Consider the following 17,318-nt stretch of genomic DNA (forward strand, 5'->3'; position numbering starts at 1 on the left):
GCGCATGCGTGCCCTGATCCTGCCGCTCCTGCTTGCTGGCTGCGCCGGGCCGGCGGTGGAGACGGCGAAGGTCGAGCCCGTCCAGCCGGCGGCCGCGTGGCGCACCGATGCCGGGCCGACGGCGCCGCTCGACCGCGACTGGTGGATCGGGTTCGGGGATCCCGCGCTGACCGCGTTTGTCGAGCGGGCACTCGCCAACAATGCCGATATCGGCGTCGCCGCCGGCCGGGTGCGCGAGGCCCGGGCAAACGAGATGCTGGCGCGCGCGCAACTGCTGCCGACGCTCGACGCCGGCATCGGCGGCAGCCGTTCGCGCAGCGTCAATCCATTCGGCAAGCCGGCGGAGCAAAGCGCGGCGCAGCCGCAATTCCAGGCGGCCTATGAAATCGATCTGTTCGGCCGGCTGGCCGATCAGCGTTCGGCGGCGCGCGACGCCTGGCTCGCCAGCCAGGCCGCGCGAGACACCGTCAGGCTGGTGGTCGCGAGTGCGGTGGCGAGCGGCTATGTCACGCTGCTCGGGCTCGATGCCCGGCTTGCCGTCGCACGCCAGACGCTGGCGGCACGCGCCGACTCGCTCAAGGTCGCGACATCGCGCGTGCGCACCGGTTATTCACCGAAGCTGGAGTTGCAGCAGGCGCAGGCCGAATATGACGCGACCGCGCAGATTGTTCCGCAGATCGAACTCGCCATCGCCCGGCAGGAGAACGGATTGAACCTGCTGACCGGGGATACGCCGGCGGCGGTCGCGCGGGGCCGACTCGATCGTCTGACTGAACCTGCCCTGCCTGACGGGCTGCCATCCGATCTGTTGCGCCGGAGGCCGGATATCGCACGCGCCGAATATCAGCTTGCCGCAGCCGACGCCTCGTTGTCCGCTGCTCGCAAGCGTTTCCTGCCGCAACTGCGACTGACGGGATCAGCCGGTGCGGCGCTGTCCACATTGCTTGCCGATCCGATCGGCATATGGTCCATCGGCGGCAGCATATTGGCGCCCCTGTTCGAGGGGGGACGGCTAACGGGGCAGGTGGAGGCGGCGGGCGCGCAGCGCGATCAGGCGGCTTTCGCCTATCGCCGGGCGGTGCTCGCCGGTTTCCGCGAAGTGGAAGACGCGCTGGCGGCCGTGAAACGCCTTGACGAGCAACGCGGCTTCGCGACCAGCCAGCGCGACGCGCTGGCCGAGGGGTTGAGGCTGGCGACCAATCGCTATCGCGAAGGCTATTCGCCCTATCTGGAGCAACTTGACGCGCAACGTGGCTTGCTCGGCGCCGAACTGAGCCTGGTTCAGATCCGCAGCGACGCGCTGGTGGCGCGCGTTCAGCTCTATCAGGCGATGGGTGGCGGCTGGAGCCCGCAGGCTATCGCGGCGATGCCGCGATAGCCTGCGAGCGGATCAGGGCTTCGCCGGCAGGGCGAGGTCGAATGCCGGCTTGAAGGTCGCCCAGGGCACGCTGCCATGGGTTTCGCCGTCGAACACCTTGTAGACGACCTTGTAGCCGGCGCCGCCCTTCAGGCTCTGAAGCTGCTTCCCGAGCGCGACCGCATTGTCGACCATCGCCGCCTCGGCCATATGTGCGGTCGCCTGCTCGCGCGTCATGCCGGGAGGCAACTGATCGGGGAGCGCCTGTTCCAGGCTGCCGACGCCGATGAAGACGCGGGGGGAAAGGCCTGTAGCGAGCTTGCTGGCGAATGCCGGCTCGTCCTTCAGCACCGCGCGTCCCGCCCACCAGATCGACGGGCTGATCGCGATATAGGCGTCAAAGGCCGATGGCCGTTTGAACAGGGCATTGAGCACCGCCAGTCCGCCGATCGAATGACCCAGCAGCACGCCGCGCTTCGGATCGATCGGCAGGCTGGCGCCGACCAGCGGCTTGATCTCCTTCTCGATGATGTCGAGCAGTACGTCCGCGCCGGCATATTCGATGCCGTTCACCCCCATCAGCTTCATGGTGGTTTCCATCTTCTGCCGTTCGCCGTCGGTCGGCTGGGCGGGCGTCAGATCGTAGAAGCGGCGGCCCATCATCGTCATCAGACTGTCGGTGGGATAGCCGATGCCGACGATCACCGCCCCGGCGATCTCACCGCCCAGCGCGCTGCGCGCCCGCGTCGCTTCGGCGACGCTGCCGAAATAGGCGTTGCCGTCGAGCACATAGACCACCGGATAGCCGCCCGGCGGCGGCGGGGTGAGCGGCGCTGCGATAAACAGTCGGTAATCCTTGCCGTTCGCCTTGGCGGTAAAGTCAACCTGTTGCGAGCGGGCGACGGTGACGGGGGTCTTGGGCGGGGCGACGGGGGCCTGGGCGACCGCGGCCGACGAACAGGCCAGAACGGCCGCCAAGGCCGTAACGTACATGCGCATATGCTCTCCCCCTTTTCCGGCTTCAGCCGGACACTTCAGAAACTGACATCAACCGAAGGCCGCAGCGAGTGCCGCAAGCGACAGGCCAGGGCTTTACTGGACCGATCGCACCCGCTCGATCGCATCGACGATCACCGCCATGTCGCCGGCCAGCCGCGTTTCGAGCGCGGCATCGTCGAGCGCGTCGAACGCGCTGACCTGCGGCATCGACAGGCCCACGCGCAGCGTGCCGCCCCAGCGGCCGTCGGGCAGCCGCACGCATTTGACGGGCTGGCCCAGCCGTACACCCTCATCCACCAAGGCGCGGTGGATATGCTTGGCCTCGTCGAAATCGGGGCTGCCCGGCAGGCCCGATATGTCGATCGTGGACAGTGTCCGCATCTCGATCGGATGCGCATCGCCCTCGGCGCGCTCGCCCGGCGCATAGGGGGCCATGCGGCGTCCGCCGAGCCGCTCGACGAATGCGGTGCGGACGGCGGCGTGGAAGGCCAGGATGACGCGCGTGACCCGGTCCGCACCCAGCGCCTGGAAACGTTCCAGCTCGAACACCGATGCTTCCAGCCGCAGCAACAGGCCCAGATTGGCCTCGCGCGGCAACAGGTCGGCATCGGGCCAGCCGTCGGGCCATTCGGCGCGGCGGAAGATCTTGCAGAATGCGATGGGCATTGGCGCCGACGCCTCGACCATCGCGCGTGGCACCAGCGCGAAGCCGTTGAAGGGCGGGCCGCCCATGAACTTGGATCCGGTCACCAGCACGGCGCAGCCGCGCGCCAGATAGTCGGCGATGGCGGCGCTGGTGATCCGCGCCTGACAGGCATCGACGATGAAGCTGACCGTATCGCCATGGCGATCGACCAGCGCATCGAGATGTTCGAAGGCGGGCAGCACCAGCCCGGTCTTCGAGCCGTGGACGACATGGACCAATGTGTGCTTGCGCGCGCGCGCCGCCTCGTCGACGGCCAGGTCGATCCGCCGCGCGATTTCCTCGGGGCGATAGGCGGCGCCACGATCGTCGCGGACGGGCACGTTGTAGAGTTCGATCTTGGCGGGCAGCCGCCCGCCCATCGGCTCGCCCTTGACCACCTTGATCCCGCGCGCGGTCTCGCTCGCGAAGAACTGGCCATGCGCGGAATAGACGCAGCCGCTGCCGACCTCGTCGGCGCCGAGCAGGATGTTGCGGATGCCCGCTTCGCTGCGTTCCTTGCACAGGGCGAGGCCGACATATTCAAGGTCGGTGCCCGACGGCGCGAACACGACCTCGACGCCGTCGCCCAGCCGATAGGCGCGACGGATGCGCGCGCGCAGCGCGTCGAGCGCGTCCTCGTAACCCTCTGGCGACAGGATCAGATCGGGCGCGACTTCCGCGAGCCTGCGACAGACATGGTCGAAGGCGGGCGCTGAAATATCGTTCGCGGTCGAGGAGGCATAGGCGATCGCGGAGGACGGGCGGGGCGACGAGAAATACTGGTTCAGCCCGGTCGCGGGATCGAGGACGATGCGGGCATCGCCGCCCCGGGTGAGGAGATCCGCCGCCGCGTCGGCGAAGACGGCGGTATCGACGGTGGCGGCATTCGGCTTCATCACTTGATCCAATCCCTATCATCACGCGGATTGCCCGCCGCATATGCCGCGTTCTTGCGGCAAAATCATGGCCTATTATTCGCGCGCCGATCGGGTGATGTGGACGCAAGGCGCTTCCACCCCGGCGGATCCGGTCTTATATGGCCGCGGTTTCAAGCAAAAGGCCGGTTCGTGACTCAAACGCCCAAGACGCTCCGCATCCCGCAGGAGGCGAAGGATCGCCTCCGCATCATGTTCATCGCGAAGCACGCGCTGGGCGATGGATCGCTTCACCCGGAGGACGGCAACCATGCCGTCTATCATCATGAGGTGCGTACGATCCTGGAAGGGCTGGGGCTCAACCTGGTGCTCGCCAATCGATATGAGGCGCTGTTCGAGGATCCGGGCGCCGATTTCGTCTTCCCGCTGCTCAATCGCGGCGGCTTCCTCAATTCGGAAATGCTGCTGCCGCTCTTGTGCACGCGCCTGGGCATCCCGTTCCTCGGCGCGTCGCCGATCGTGCGCGGCCTGTCCGACGACAAGCATCTGACGAAACTGGAAGCGAAGTCGCGTGGCGTTCCAACCAGTCCCTGGGCGATCTATCGCCGTGGCGCGCCGGTGCGAGAGTCCGATTGCCCGATGGCCGAGCGCATGGTGATCAAGCCCAATGCCTCGTCGGCGAGCTGGGGCGTCTCCGATGCGTTCGACTGGAAAGGCGTCGAGGAGGCAGTCGCCGGTATCCACGCCCAGGGCCACGACGCGATCGTCGAACCCTTCCTCAACGGCAGCGATGTCGAGGTGCCCGTCATCACCGTCGACGGCGAGCCCTATGTCATGCCGATGATGTTGTTCGAACAGGCCGATCCCAGCCATCTCCGCACCTATTACGAGAAGCGCGACCTGGTCGATCGCGCGCAGAAATATCAGCTCGTCGAATTCCAGGACTCGTACTGGCAGCCGAAGATCGACGCGCTTACCCGCAAGATGGTCGAGGTGTTCCGCCCGTTCGATTATGGCCGTTACGAATTCCGCCTCGACCTGGAAAAGGGCGAGGTTCAGATGCTGGAGGTCAACCTCAACTGCAATCTCTGGTCGCAAAAGGTCTATGGCCGCTCGGCCAAGGCGGCGGGCATCTCGCAGGAAGCGCTGATCGAGACGATCCTGTGCGAAAGCCTGGTGCGTCATGGCCTGATCGAGCGGAGCGCGGTTTCGGGTGACTGACGGCTTCACCGTTCTCGTCCTCGCGGCGCAGCGCGCCGGGGTCGAGAATCCTCTCGCGGTCCGCGCCGGGGTCAGCCACAAATGCCTGGTGCCGATCTGCGGCAAGCCGCTGATCACGCACGTGCTCGACACGTTGACGACCATGCCCGGCGTCGGGCTGATTCGCATTTCGGTTGAGCCGGATGCGGTTCCTGAACTGACCGCGCTGGTCGCGGCCTATGCGCCGGCGGGCATTCCGATCGACTTCGTCGAGTCGGATGCCAACATCGCGGAGAGCGTGATCAGCGCGTCGGCCGGCGTGCCGGCGCCGATCCTGATCACGACGGCTGACAATGTGCTGCTGAGCCACGATTCGTTGCGCCGGATGCTCGACGCATTCGCCGGCGGAGCGGACGCGGCCGCCGCGCTCACCACGCGCGGCGCGATCCATGCCGTTCATCCGGAAGGGCAGCGGCGCTTCTACGAATTTCGCGACGACGCCTATTCGAACTGCAACCTCTACGGGCTTTCGGGCGCGCATGCGCTGGCGGGGGTGGAGGTGTTCCGCGAGGGCGGGCAGTTCGCCAAGAATCCCAAGCGGCTGATCACTGCGTTCGGCTTGATCAACATCCTGCTGATGCGCTTCAAGCTGGTGTCGATCCACAATGCCATGAAACGGGCGTCGCGCCGCTTCGGGCTCAGGATGGAAGCGGTGGTCCTGGCTGACGGCAGCCAGGCGATCGACGTCGACAATGAGCGCACCTATGCGATCGCCGAAGGCTTGCTCGCGAAAAAGCTTGGGTTGTGATCTTCGCCCCTCGTCTTTGAAGAAGCGGTTTTAGGTCTTCCCTCACCGGGGTCTTGGGACTATCGGCTTGGCGGACTTTCATCCCGGGGATCGAGCGAATGGCCGAGTTCAGGCTGCCGAAGAACAGCACCGTCAAGAAGGGCAAGGCGCACAAGGCCGCCGATGGCGCCGGCAATGTCCGTACCTTCAAGGTCTATCGCTACGATCCGGACAGCGGCGAGAATCCCCGTTACGACACGTTCGAGGTCGATCTCGACACCTGTGGGCCGATGGTGCTCGACGCGCTCATCAAGATGAAGAGCGAGCAGGATCCCTCGCTCACCTTCCGCCGGTCCTGCCGCGAGGGCATTTGCGGATCCTGCTCGATGAACATCGACGGCCGCAACACGCTGGCCTGCACGCACGCGATCGAGGATTGCAGCAAGGAAGTCCGCATCACGCCGCTGCCGCATATGGACGTGATCAAGGATCTGGTGCCCGATTTCACGCATTTCTATGCGCAATATGCGTCGATCCAGCCCTGGCTGAAGACCGTGACGCCGGCGCCTTCGGGTAAGGAGCGGCTGCAGTCGCCCGAGGATCGTTCGAAGCTGGACGGTCTGTACGAGTGCATCCTGTGCGCCTGCTGCTCGACTTCGTGCCCCAGCTATTGGTGGAATTCGGACAAGTTCCTGGGGCCGGCGATCCTGCTCCAGGCCTATCGCTGGCTGGCCGACAGCCGCGACGAGATGACCGGCGAGCGCCTCGACGAGCTGGAGGATCCGTTCCGTCTCTATCGCTGCCACACCATCATGAACTGCTCCAATGTCTGCCCCAAGGGGCTGAGCCCGGCCCGCGCGATCGCCGAGGTGAAGAAGATGGTCGTCGAACGGCAGATTTGAGGATCCGGCGGCTCATCTTTTCCGCGTCATCCCAGCGAAGGCTGGGATCTGCCAACCAGATGGCGCGTAGCCGGCAGCAGACCCCAGCCTTCGCTGGGGTGACGATCTGAGCTTGGCATGACGAAGGCATCCTTCATCCATCAGCCCGATCCCGACAATCCGGGCTGGATGACGTGGGAGCTGAGCGATCCCACGCGCTTCAACAGTCTGCTCGGCCGGATGATGGTGCGGCTGGATCCTGACGGCCAGGCGCGGGTGCGGATGTTTCCGCAGCATGTGCATTCCAACCTGTCGAACAACCTCCATGGCGGGACGATCCTGGCATTCATCGACGTGGCGCTGTTCGCCGGATCGCGCCTGTTCGGGCTGATCGAAGCGGGCACCGCGGTCACCCTCGATCTGTCGGTGCAGTTCATCGGCGCGGGCCGGGTCGGCGAGCCGATGGACGCGGTGGTCGAGGTGCTGCGCGAAACCGGCCGGCTGCTGTTCCTGCGCGGGCTCGTCGTCCAGGGCGATCACAAGGTGGCGGGCTTTTCCGGCACCATCCGCAAACCCACGCGCAAATCGGACGCATAGTGAGCAACGTTCTCGACCGTTACGAGGCGCTGGTCGCCGCCGGCGAACTTCGCCCCGACCGCGAGCAGCGCCGCGCCGCCGAGCGGCTCAATGCGCTGCAACAGGCGCTGGAGGCGACGCCCAAGCGCGGCAGCGTGTTGTGGCGGCTGGCGGGCAAAGCGCCGGAGCCGCCGCGCGGCGTCTATATGTGGGGCGGGGTGGGGCGCGGCAAATCCATGCTGATGGACCTGTTCCACGATTGCCTGCGCATCCAGCGCAAGCGTCGCGTCCATTTCCACGAATTCATGCTCGAGGTTCATGCCCGTCTGCGTGTCGAGCGGCAGAAGGAGGCGGGCGATCCGATCGTGCCCGTCGCCGAAGCGCTGGTGGGCGAGGCGCGCCTGCTCGCCTTCGACGAGATGGTGGTCAATAACAGCGCCGATGCGATGATCATGTCGCGACTGTTCACCGCGATGATGGCGCGCGGACTGACCGTGGTCGCGACTTCGAACCGCGCGCCGAAGGATCTGTACAAGGACGGCCTCAATCGCGAGCATTTCCTGCCCTTCATCGCGCTGATCGAGCGCGACCTGGACGTGATCACATTGAACGGTCCCATCGACTATCGGCTGGAGCGGTTGAGCGGCGTCGATACCTGGCACACGCCGCTGGGCCAGGCGGCGACCGATGCGTTGCGCGACGCGTTCTTCCGCCTGACCGACTATCCGCCCGAAGACAGCGCACATGTGCCGTCGGAGGAGCTGCCGATCCCCGGCGGGCGAAGCATGCATGTGCCCAAGAGCCTGAAGGGCGTCGCGGTCTTCTCGTTCAAGCGGCTGTGCGCCGAGGCGCGGGGCGCGGCTGATTATCTGGCGATCGCGCGCCGTTATCACACTGTGATCATCGTCGGCATCCCCCGGCTCGGGCCCGAAAACCGCAATGAGGCGGCGCGCTTCGTCACGCTGGTCGATGCGCTGTACGAGCATAAGGTGAAGCTGCTCGCGGGCGCGGCGGCGGAACCGCAGCATCTCTACGAACAGGGCGACGGCGCCTTCGAGTTCGAGCGGACGGTGAGCCGGCTGATGGAAATGCAGTCGGACGATTATCTTGCCCGGGGCCATGGCCAGGAGTGATCGCGCCCTGACGTGAGTTTTCTCGGTCAGGCGGCGTACGGTCCGGATCGATTTCCCTATTTTCCGCGTTCAGGATGATCGGAAGGCATGTGTCGATCGTGCCGGTCGATCCTGGTTTAAAGCGCTTTATTGCAACTAATTATAAGTTGCAAAGATTTCCGGAGGGTGGAACCTCTTCCAAGGTTGCCCTTGTCATCCAATGCGCCTAAGCGGGCGCCAATCTTGGATGGGCGGGGCCCGAGTCATGGCCTTTTTCCGCCCCGGCGAGGGAGAAAAGACTGCATGGCCCGTAAGAAGATCGCGCTGATTGGCGCCGGTAACATTGGTGGAACGCTCGCGCACCTCGCGGCGATCAAGGAATTGGGCGATATCGTCCTGTTCGACGTCGTCGAAGGCGTCCCCCAGGGCAAGGCGCTCGATCTCAGCCAGTGCGGCCCCGTCGAGGGATTCGACGCGAAGATCACCGGCAGCAACGATTATGCCGATATCGCGGGCGCGGACGTCATCATCGTCACCGCCGGCGTCGCCCGCAAGCCCGGCATGAGCCGCGACGACCTGCTGGGCATCAACCTGAAGGTGATGAAGGCGGTCGGCGAGGGCATCAAGAACAATGCCCCCAACGCGTTCGTCATCTGCATCACCAACCCGCTCGACGCGATGGTCTGGGCGCTGCGTGAATTCTCGGGCCTGCCGCACCACATGGTCGTCGGTATGGCCGGCGTGCTCGACAGCGCGCGCTTCAGCCACTTCCTGGCCGAAGAGTTCGAAGTTTCGGTGCGCGACGTGAACACGTTCGTGCTCGGCGGTCATGGCGACACCATGGTGCCCGTCGTGCAATATTCAACGGTCGCGGGCATCCCCGTGCCCGACCTGATCGAGCAGGGCCGTTCGACCAAGGAGCGCATCGACGCGATCGTGCAGCGCACGCGCAGCGGCGGCGGCGAGATCGTCGCGCTGCTCAAGACCGGTTCGGCCTATTATGCGCCCGCCACCAGCGGCATCGCGATGGCCGAAGCCTATCTGAACGACCAGAAGCGCCTGCTGCCCTGCGCCGCGCATGTCGACGGCAAGTACGGGCTGGACGGCCTGTATGTCGGCGTGCCCGTGATCATCGGCGCCGGCGGTGTGGAGCAGATCGTCGAGATCAAGCTGGACGACGAGGCCAAGGCCAATCTCCAGGTCTCGGTCGACGCGGTGAAGGAACTGCTCGATGCCTGCAAGGCGATCGACGAGAGCCTGAAGTAATCGCCATCGTCCCCGCTTCGGCGGGGTTCAACCACGATCACGCTGGATCCCCGCGAAAGCGGGGATGACACAAGGAAAGAAGACGCGATGTCGATTCTCGTCAACAAGAACACCAAGGTCATCACCCAGGGGATGACCGGTGCCACCGGCACCTTCCATACCGAGCAGGCGCTGGCCTATGGCACGCAGATGGTCGGCGGCGTCACCCCCGGCAAGGGCGGTGAAACGCATATCGGCCTGCCCGTGTTCGATACGGTTGCGGAGGCGGTCGCGAAGACCGGCGCGGATGCCAGCGTGATCTACGTTCCGCCCCCATTCGCGGCGGATTCGATCCTGGAGGCGATCGATGCCGAAGTGCCGCTGATCGTGACGATCACCGAAGGCATTCCGGTGCTCGACATGGTCAAGGTGAAGCGCGCGCTGTCGGGCTCGAAGTCGCGGCTGATCGGCCCCAACTGCCCCGGCGTTCTCACCCCCGGCGAGTGCAAGATCGGCATCATGCCCGGCAGCATCTTCAAGCAGGGTTCGGTGGGTGTTGTTTCGCGTTCGGGCACGCTTACCTATGAAGCCGTGTTCCAGACCAGCCAGCAGGGCCTCGGCCAGACCACCGCTGTCGGCATCGGCGGCGATCCGGTCAACGGCACGAACTTCATCGACGTGCTCGAACTGTTCCTGGCCGACGAGGCTACCAAGTCGATCATCATGATCGGCGAGATCGGCGGCGACGCCGAGGAGCAGGCGGCGCAGTTCCTGAAGGACGAGGCGAAGCGTGGCCGCAAGAAGCCGATGGTCGGCTTCATCGCGGGCCGCACCGCGCCTCCGGGACGGCGCATGGGCCATGCCGGCGCGATCGTGTCGGGCGGCCAGGGCGGCGCCGAAGACAAGATCGCGGCGATGGAGGAAGCGGGCATCCGCGTTTCTCCCAGCCCGTCCGAGCTCGGCGTCACGCTCGTCGATCTGCTCAAGGGCTGAACGCGGACATCGATCGCCCGCCCGGCAGCCGGGCGGGTACGATCATGAAGGACGGTGACATGGGTTATGAAGGCCAGGAATTCGACGATATCGCGGGCGTGAGCCCGGGGTTCGTGGAAGGGCTCTACCGCGTTTATCAGGCGACGCCCGACAAGGTCGAGCCCGCCTGGCGCGCCTGGTTCGAAGGGCTTGAGACGACGGCTTCGGGGCCGAGCTGGGCCCGCGCCAACTGGCCGCTCAAGGAAACCGACGCGCTCACGGCCGCGCTCGATCCCACGCAGATGGCGGTCGAGCCCAAGGCTGCGAAGCCGGTGCCCGCCGCGCCCGCGCCGGTCTCGTCCGATGCCATCGCCGCCGCCGCGGGCGATGCGATCCGCGCGCAGATGCTGATCCGCACCTATCGCGTGCGCGGACATCTCGCCGCCAATCTGGATCCGCTTGGTCTCAGCCAGCGCGAACTGCCGGCCGACCTGACCCCGGAATATCATGGCTTCTCGGGCGCCGATCTCGATCGCCCGGTCTATCTGGGCGGCACACTGGGCCTGGAAAAGGCGACGATCCGCGAGGTCGTCGAGATTTTGCGCGCGAATTACTGCGGCAATGTCGGCCTGGAATATATGCATATCTCCGACGTGGAGGAGCGTCGCTTCCTGCAGGAGCGGATGGAGGGCAAGGACAAGGCCATCCAGTTCACGCCGGAAGGCAAGAAGGCGATCCTGGCCAAGGTGATCCAGGGCGAGCAGTACGAGAAGTTCCTGGGCCGCAAATATGTCGGCACCAAGCGCTTCGGCCTGGACGGCGGCGAATCGATGATTCCCGCGCTTGAGGCGGTGATCAAATATGGCGGCCAGCTCGGCGTGCGCGAGATCGTCTACGGCATGGCGCATCGCGGCCGCCTGAACGTGCTCGCCAATGTGATGGCCAAGCCGTTCCGCGTCATCTTCCACGAATTTTCGGGCGGCTCCGCCAATCCCGAGGATGTCGGCGGTTCCGGCGACGTCAAATATCACCTCGGCACCTCCACCGATCGCGAGTTCGACGGGATCAGCGTTCATATGTCGCTGGTGCCCAACCCCTCGCACCTGGAAACCGTCGATCCGATCGTGCTCGGCAAGGCGCGCGCGACGCTCGTCATCCGTGACGACCTTGAGGAGATGGACCAGGTCCTGCCCGTGCTCATCCACGGCGACGCCGCATTCGCGGGGCAGGGCATTGTCTGGGAAACGCTCGGTTTCCAGGGCATTCGCGGCTATGCCAGCGGCGGTTGCATCCATTTCATCATCAACAACCAGATCGGCTTCACGACGTCGCCGCAATTCGCGCGCAACTCGCCCTATCCATCGGATGTGGCGAAGGGCGTCCAGGCGCCGATCTTCCACGTTAATGGCGACGATCCGGAAGCCGTGACCTTCGCCTGCAAGATGGCGATCGAATATCGCCAGAAGTTCGATCGCGACGTCGTGATCGACATGTGGTGCTATCGCCGCTTCGGCCACAACGAAGGCGACGAGCCCAGCTTCACCCAGCCGCTGATGTACGCGAAGATCCGCCAGCATCCGCCGGTGAGCGCCATTTATGGCGAGCGGCTGGTGAGCGAGGGCGTGATCGACGGCGCATGGGCCGAACAGTCGAGCCAGTCGTTCGTCGACCTGCTCGAAGAGGAGTTCGAGACCGCCAAGGGCTACAAGCCCAACAAGGCGGACTGGTTCGCCGGCCGCTGGTCGGGCCTCAACAAGCCCGCCGATTCCGAAACCGCGCGCCGCGCGGTGGAATCGGGCATTGAGAAGAAGCTGTTCGACAGCCTTGGCCGTACGCTGACCACGGTTCCCGACGATCTCGTCATCCACAAGACGCTTGGCCGCATCCTCGATGCCAAGCGAGAGATGTTCAAGACGGGGCAGGGCTTCGACTGGGCGACCGGTGAGGCGCTGGCTTATGGCTCGCTGGTTTCCGAAGGCTTCGGTGTGCGCCTGTCGGGCCAGGATTCGGGGCGCGGCACCTTCAGCCAGCGTCATGCCGTCTGGGTCGACCAGAATGACGAGCATAAATATGTGCCGCTGGGTACCGTGCCGCATGGCCGGTTCGAGGTGCTCGACAGCCCACTCTCCGAATATGGCGTGCTCGGCTTCGAATATGGTTATGCCATGGCCGACCCGAAGACCCTGGTGTTGTGGGAAGCACAGTTCGGTGATTTCGCCAACGGCGCTCAGATCATCATGGACCAGTATATCGCGGCCGGTGAAGCCAAGTGGCTGCGCGCCAACGGCCTCGTCATGCTGCTGCCGCACGGTTACGAAGGGCAGGGGCCTGAGCATAGCTCTGCACGCCTCGAGCGCTATCTCCAGCTTTGCGCGCAGGACAATATCCAGGTCTGCAACATCACCACCCCGGCGAACTATTTCCATGTGCTGCGCCGGCAGATGCTGCGTCCGTTCCGCAAGCCGCTGATCATCATGACGCCCAAGTCGCTGCTCCGCCACAAGATGGCGGTGTCGAGCGCCGAGGAGTTCATGGGCGATTCGCACTTCATGCGGATCAAGTCCGATCCCAGTGCGCCCAAGAGTGGTGACGTGAAGCGTCTCGTGCTCTGCTCGGGCAAGGTGGCGTATGACCTGATCGAGGCGCGTGACGCGGCGGACGACAAGAATACGGAGATCGTCCGGATCGAGCAGCTTTATCCCTTCCCGGGTGAGGCGCTGACCGCCAGGCTGAAGCGCATGACCAATCTCGACGAGGTGGTCTGGTGCCAGGAAGAGCCGAAGAACAACGGTGCCTGGTCGTTCGTCGAACCATATATCGAACAGTCGCTGGCCGATGCCGGCGTCAAGCCGAACCGCGCGCGCTATGCTGGCCGGGCCGCGTCCGCATCGCCCGCCACCGGCCTCGCCAAGCGGCACGTGGCCGAACAGGGCGCGCTGGTCGCCGATGCGCTCGGCCACAGCGTTCGCCAGGAAATCCGGCGCCAGAAGAAGGGTTGAACTGAATCATGGCCACCGAAGTCAAAGTCCCGACGCTGGGCGAATCGATCACCGAAGCGACGATCGGCGAATGGCTCAAGCAGCCGGGCGAGCCCGTGAAGGCGGATGAGCCGATCGCGAGCCTGGAAACCGACAAGGTCGCGGTCGAAGTGCCCGCGCCCGTCGCCGGCGTCATGGGCGCGCATCTCGCGCAGCCCGGCGATACCGTGAATGTCGGTGCGACGATCGCGATGATCGAAGCAGGTGGCGCCGGTGCGGCAGCCGCGCCCGCAGCGCCCGCCAAGGCCGAGGCGGCAGCGCCAGCGGCTGCCCAGCCGGCGCCCGCCGTCGGCGAGGAACCGGTGATGACGTTGTCCCCCGCCGTTCGCCGGCTGGTGCTCGAGCATGGGCTGGATCCGTCGTCGATCAAGGGCAGCGGCAAGGATGGCCGCCTGACCAAGGAAGACGTACTGGCCGCCGCCAGCACCGCCAAGGATGCGCCGGCGCCTGCCGCCGCGCCGCCGGCGCCCGCGCCGACCGCCGCGCTGCCGGAGATCGGTGGCCGCAAGGAAGAACGCGTCCGCATGACGCGCCTGCGCCAGACGATCGCACATCGCCTGAAGGAAGCACAGAACAGCGCGGCGATCCTCACCACCTTCAATGATGTCGACATGACCGCGGTCATGGAAGCGCGTGCGAAGTACAAGGATCTGTTCGAGAAGAAGCATGGCGTGCGCCTGGGCTTCATGGGCTTCTTCGTGAAGGCGGCCTGCCAGGCGCTCAAGGATGTGCCGGCGGTCAATGCCTCGATCGAGGGCGACGAGATCGTCTATCGCGACTATGCCGACATCTCGGTCGCGGTGTCCGCGCCCAATGGTCTGGTCGTGCCGGTCATCCGCGACGCGCAGACGCTGAGCGTCGCGCAGGTCGAGAACACGATCGGCGATTTCGGCAAGCGCGCCAAGGACGGCACGCTGAAGCTGGAGGAGATGAAGGGTGGCACCTTCACCATTTCCAATGGCGGCGTGTTCGGATCGCTGATGTCGACGCCGATCATCAATCCGCCGCAGTCGGGCGTGCTCGGCCTGCACCGGATCGAGGATCGCCCGGTCGTTCGTGACGGCCAGATCGTCATCCGTCCGATGATGTATCTCGCGCTCAGCTACGACCATCGCATCGTCGATGGGCGTGAGGCCGTCACCTTCCTGGTCGCGATCAAGAACGCGATCGAGGATCCGACCCGGCTGCTGATCGATCTTTGAGGACGGTCGATCGTATCGACTGCCCCGGGCTTTTGTTTTGACCGCGATTGCCGAGTTGTCAGATGATCGATCTGGCTGGTAATCGCTCTAAGGAACGCTGACATGGCTGATTATGACTATGACGTCCTGGTGATCGGCGCCGGACCCGGCGGCTATGTCGCCGCGATCCGCGCGGCGCAGCTCGGCCTGCGCACCGCCTGCGCCGAGGGCCGCGAGACGCTGGGCGGCACCTGCCTCAATGTCGGCTGCATCCCGTCCAAGGCGCTGCTCCATGCTTCGCACCTCTATGAGGAGGCGCATTCGGGCGCGTTGGCCAAGTTCGGCGTGAAGGTGGAAGGCGCCAGCCTCGATCTCGACGCGATGCATGGTTCGCGCAAGGACGCGGTGAAGGGCCTGACCGGCGGCATCGAGTTCCTGTTCAAGAAGAACAAGGTGGATTGGCTGAAGGGCCTGGCCACCTTCACCGGCAAGGACAGCGTCGAGGTCGCGGGCAAGAGCTATCGGGCGAAGAACATCATTATCGCCACCGGCTCCAGCGTTACGCCGCTGCCGGGTGTCGAGATCGACCACAAGGCGATCGTCGATTCGACCAGCGCGCTCGAACTGCCCAAGGTGCCCGGCCATCTGGTCGTGATCGGTGGCGGGGTGATCGGGCTCGAGCTCGGTTCGGTCTGGCGGCGCCTTGGCGCGCAGGTGACCGTGGTCGAGTATCTCGACCAGATCCTGCCCGGCATGGACGGCGAGGTCCGCAAGGAAGCCGGCCGCATCTTCAAGAAGCAGGGCTTCGATATCCGCACCGGCACCAAGGTCACCAAGGCCGAGAAAAAGGGCAAGGGCGTCGTCCTGACCGTCGAGCCCGCCAAGGGTGGTGAGGCGCAGACGATCGAGGCCGATACCGTGCTGGTCGCGATCGGCCGCCGGCCCAACACCGACGGTCTCGGCCTCGACAAGGCCGGGCTTGCGGTCAACGGTCGTGGCCAGATCGAGACCGATCACCGCTTCCAGACCGCCGTTCCCGGCATCTGGGCGATCGGCGACGTTGTTCCCGGCCCGATGCTCGCGCACAAGGCCGAGGATGAAGGCATCGCGGTCGCCGAGAATATCGGCGGGCTCACCGGCATCGTGAACCACGACGTCATCCCGAGCGTGGTCTACACCATGCCCGAGATCGCGGGCGTCGGCCTGACCGAGGAAGCCGCGCGCGAGAAGGGCGAGGTGAAGGTCGGCAAGTTCCCGATGGCGGGCAACAGCCGCGCCAAGACCATTCACGACACTGCGGGTTTCGTGAAGGTGATCGCCGATGCGGAGACCGATCGCGTTCTGGGCGTCTGGATCATCACCTCGGTCGCCGGCACGATGATCGCGCAGGCGGCGCAGGCGATGGAATTCGGCGCCACCAGCGAGGATATCGCCTATACCTGCCATGCGCACCCGACGCATTCGGAAGCGATCAAGGAAGCGGCGATGGGCGTGCTGGGCAAGCCGATCCATATCTGATCCGCGACGAGCCGAGGAACGGAAACCTCGCTCAAGCACTGACTCCCGTAGTTGATACGGGAGTGAAACATGAACAAGGCTCTGCTGATCGTCCTGCCCGGCCTGGTCGCGGCGACGGTCGCGTGCGGACCCAAGCAGGTCGCCCTCTCCGCCGATCCGGTGGAGCGGGCGGCAACATGCGGTGTCGTCGCCGCTGCCCATGCGCGGGTGAACACGACGGATATCAAGGCGCCGCTCAGCGTGGAGGCCAAGGGCGAGACACTGCGCTATGCCCTGTTGACCGGCGCACAGCAGGAAAGCTTTTCCGCCGAACAGGCCGGCGCGGTGGTCAAGCGCATGCCCGAGATCGCCGACAAGGTGACCGACGGCAAATGGGAAAAGCTCGTCGAGCCCTGCGCCCAGGCCTATCCGGTCGCTGCGACCGCGCAACCCGAACTGCCCAGGGATCCGCTCGTCGCCGGGCTGGGCTGCGACATGTTGCGTCAGTTCGTCGGCCGGGCGCTGGCGAGCGACGGGCGTTACGAGGAGACGCTGACCCAATATAGCGCGCTCGAGCGCAAGCTGGATGGCAAGCTGGCGCCGTTGATGGCGCGGCAGGGCATCGACAATGGCCCGGAAGGGACCGAGCAGAAGCGCAAGGCGATGAGCACCGTCGCGAAGCTCGGCAACCCCACGGCGGTGATGGACGCCTGTGTGCAGCGATATATTTAAGAGCCCTTTCTTACCTGTCTTTTCCGGGGAAAGCGCTGTCCGGGGGGTGGTTTGGTGTGGCCCACACCAAGCCGGGCTCATATCCCTGCCGCCACCAGATCCGTTCGGGCTGAGTCTGTCGAAGCCCTGCTTTTCTTTGGCTTCGCATTAGAAGGACAGGGCTTCGACAGGCTCAGCCCGA

14 protein-coding genes are annotated in these 17,318 nt (G+C 65.3%); 12 read left to right on the top strand and 2 right to left on the bottom strand.

Going from position 1 to position 17,318, the window contains the following annotated elements; genetic code table 11:
- Positions 1-4 precede the first annotated feature (4 nt).
- Complete coding sequence (locus tag ACODTA_RS14300) at positions 5-1,378, top strand: efflux transporter outer membrane subunit (RefSeq protein ID WP_489066583.1); 1,374 nt, start codon at positions 5-7, stop codon at positions 1,376-1,378.
- A 12-nt stretch (positions 1,379-1,390) separates the two neighbouring features.
- Here ACODTA_RS14300 and ACODTA_RS14305 read toward each other — a convergent pair whose 3' ends face one another.
- Positions 1,391-2,356, bottom strand: a complete 966-nt coding sequence (locus ACODTA_RS14305) for an alpha/beta hydrolase (protein WP_489066584.1) — start codon at positions 2,354-2,356, stop codon at positions 1,391-1,393.
- 93 nt (positions 2,357-2,449) lie between these two features.
- On the bottom strand, positions 2,450-3,937 hold the full coding sequence (locus ACODTA_RS14310; protein ID WP_489066585.1) for a hypothetical protein: 1,488 nt from the start codon (positions 3,935-3,937) through the stop codon (positions 2,450-2,452).
- Positions 3,938-4,108: 171 nt separating this feature from the next.
- On the opposite strand from ACODTA_RS14310, the gene ACODTA_RS14315 reads away from it, so the two are divergent.
- The 11 genes from ACODTA_RS14315 to ACODTA_RS14365 all read left to right on the top strand — a co-directional run bounded on the left by ACODTA_RS14315 (position 4,109) and on the right by ACODTA_RS14365 (position 17,137).
- The gene (locus tag ACODTA_RS14315; protein WP_489066586.1) at positions 4,109-5,137 is read left to right on the top strand and encodes a D-alanine--D-alanine ligase family protein; all 1,029 of its coding nucleotides are present in this window, start codon (positions 4,109-4,111) and stop codon (positions 5,135-5,137) included.
- On the top strand, positions 5,130-5,924 hold the full coding sequence (locus tag ACODTA_RS14320) for an NTP transferase domain-containing protein (RefSeq protein WP_489066587.1): 795 nt from the start codon (positions 5,130-5,132) through the stop codon (positions 5,922-5,924). The genes ACODTA_RS14315 and ACODTA_RS14320 overlap by 8 nt, the downstream gene beginning before the upstream one ends.
- A 98-nt stretch (positions 5,925-6,022) precedes the next feature.
- Entirely contained in the window at positions 6,023-6,805 is a 783-nt protein-coding gene (locus tag ACODTA_RS14325) for a succinate dehydrogenase iron-sulfur subunit (RefSeq protein WP_489066588.1), read from the top strand.
- A 117-nt stretch (positions 6,806-6,922) separates the two neighbouring features.
- Positions 6,923-7,381, top strand: coding sequence for a PaaI family thioesterase (locus tag ACODTA_RS14330; RefSeq protein ID WP_489066589.1), 459 nt, complete (start codon positions 6,923-6,925; stop codon positions 7,379-7,381).
- Positions 7,381-8,493, top strand: a complete 1,113-nt coding sequence (gene zapE, locus ACODTA_RS14335; RefSeq protein WP_489066590.1) for a cell division protein ZapE — start codon at positions 7,381-7,383, stop codon at positions 8,491-8,493. The genes ACODTA_RS14330 and zapE overlap by 1 nt, the downstream gene beginning before the upstream one ends.
- 282 nt (positions 8,494-8,775) lie before the next feature.
- Positions 8,776-9,738, top strand: coding sequence for a malate dehydrogenase (gene mdh, locus ACODTA_RS14340; RefSeq protein ID WP_489066591.1), 963 nt, complete (start codon positions 8,776-8,778; stop codon positions 9,736-9,738).
- 87 nt (positions 9,739-9,825) lie between these two features.
- On the top strand, positions 9,826-10,710 hold the full coding sequence (gene sucD, locus ACODTA_RS14345; RefSeq protein ID WP_489066592.1) for a succinate--CoA ligase subunit alpha: 885 nt from the start codon (positions 9,826-9,828) through the stop codon (positions 10,708-10,710).
- A gap of 59 nt (positions 10,711-10,769) precedes the next feature.
- The gene (locus tag ACODTA_RS14350; RefSeq protein ID WP_489066786.1) at positions 10,770-13,688 is read left to right on the top strand and encodes a 2-oxoglutarate dehydrogenase E1 component; all 2,919 of its coding nucleotides are present in this window, start codon (positions 10,770-10,772) and stop codon (positions 13,686-13,688) included.
- A gap of 8 nt (positions 13,689-13,696) precedes the next feature.
- Positions 13,697-14,929, top strand: coding sequence for a 2-oxoglutarate dehydrogenase complex dihydrolipoyllysine-residue succinyltransferase (odhB, locus tag ACODTA_RS14355; protein ID WP_489066593.1), 1,233 nt, complete (start codon positions 13,697-13,699; stop codon positions 14,927-14,929).
- A 102-nt stretch (positions 14,930-15,031) separates the two neighbouring features.
- Entirely contained in the window at positions 15,032-16,426 is a 1,395-nt protein-coding gene (gene lpdA / locus ACODTA_RS14360; protein ID WP_489066594.1) for a dihydrolipoyl dehydrogenase, read from the top strand.
- Between the two features lie 69 nt (positions 16,427-16,495).
- Entirely contained in the window at positions 16,496-17,137 is a 642-nt protein-coding gene (locus tag ACODTA_RS14365; RefSeq protein WP_489066595.1) for a hypothetical protein, read from the top strand.
- Positions 17,138-17,318 lie beyond the last annotated feature (181 nt).

The organism is Sphingomonas sp. FG14 (genome assembly GCF_057809675.1).

What these genes read in the sequence shown, in the direction of transcription:
- ACODTA_RS14310 (WP_489066585.1), bottom strand. Translation starts at nt 3,937, where the DNA reads ATGAAGCCGAATGCCGCCACCGTCGATACCGCCGTCTTCGCCGACGCG.
- sucD (WP_489066592.1), top strand. Translation starts at nt 9,826, where the DNA reads ATGTCGATTCTCGTCAACAAGAACACCAAGGTCATCACCCAGGGGATG.
- ACODTA_RS14305 (WP_489066584.1), bottom strand. Translation starts at nt 2,356, where the DNA reads ATGCGCATGTACGTTACGGCCTTGGCGGCCGTTCTGGCCTGTTCGTCG.
- lpdA (WP_489066594.1), top strand. Translation starts at nt 15,032, where the DNA reads ATGGCTGATTATGACTATGACGTCCTGGTGATCGGCGCCGGACCCGGC.
- ACODTA_RS14325 (WP_489066588.1), top strand. Translation starts at nt 6,023, where the DNA reads ATGGCCGAGTTCAGGCTGCCGAAGAACAGCACCGTCAAGAAGGGCAAG.
- ACODTA_RS14350 (WP_489066786.1), top strand. Translation starts at nt 10,770, where the DNA reads ATGGGTTATGAAGGCCAGGAATTCGACGATATCGCGGGCGTGAGCCCG.
- odhB (WP_489066593.1), top strand. Translation starts at nt 13,697, where the DNA reads ATGGCCACCGAAGTCAAAGTCCCGACGCTGGGCGAATCGATCACCGAA.
- ACODTA_RS14330 (WP_489066589.1), top strand. Translation starts at nt 6,923, where the DNA reads ATGACGAAGGCATCCTTCATCCATCAGCCCGATCCCGACAATCCGGGC.
- ACODTA_RS14300 (WP_489066583.1), top strand. Translation starts at nt 5, where the DNA reads ATGCGTGCCCTGATCCTGCCGCTCCTGCTTGCTGGCTGCGCCGGGCCG.
- ACODTA_RS14365 (WP_489066595.1), top strand. Translation starts at nt 16,496, where the DNA reads ATGAACAAGGCTCTGCTGATCGTCCTGCCCGGCCTGGTCGCGGCGACG.
- mdh (WP_489066591.1), top strand. Translation starts at nt 8,776, where the DNA reads ATGGCCCGTAAGAAGATCGCGCTGATTGGCGCCGGTAACATTGGTGGA.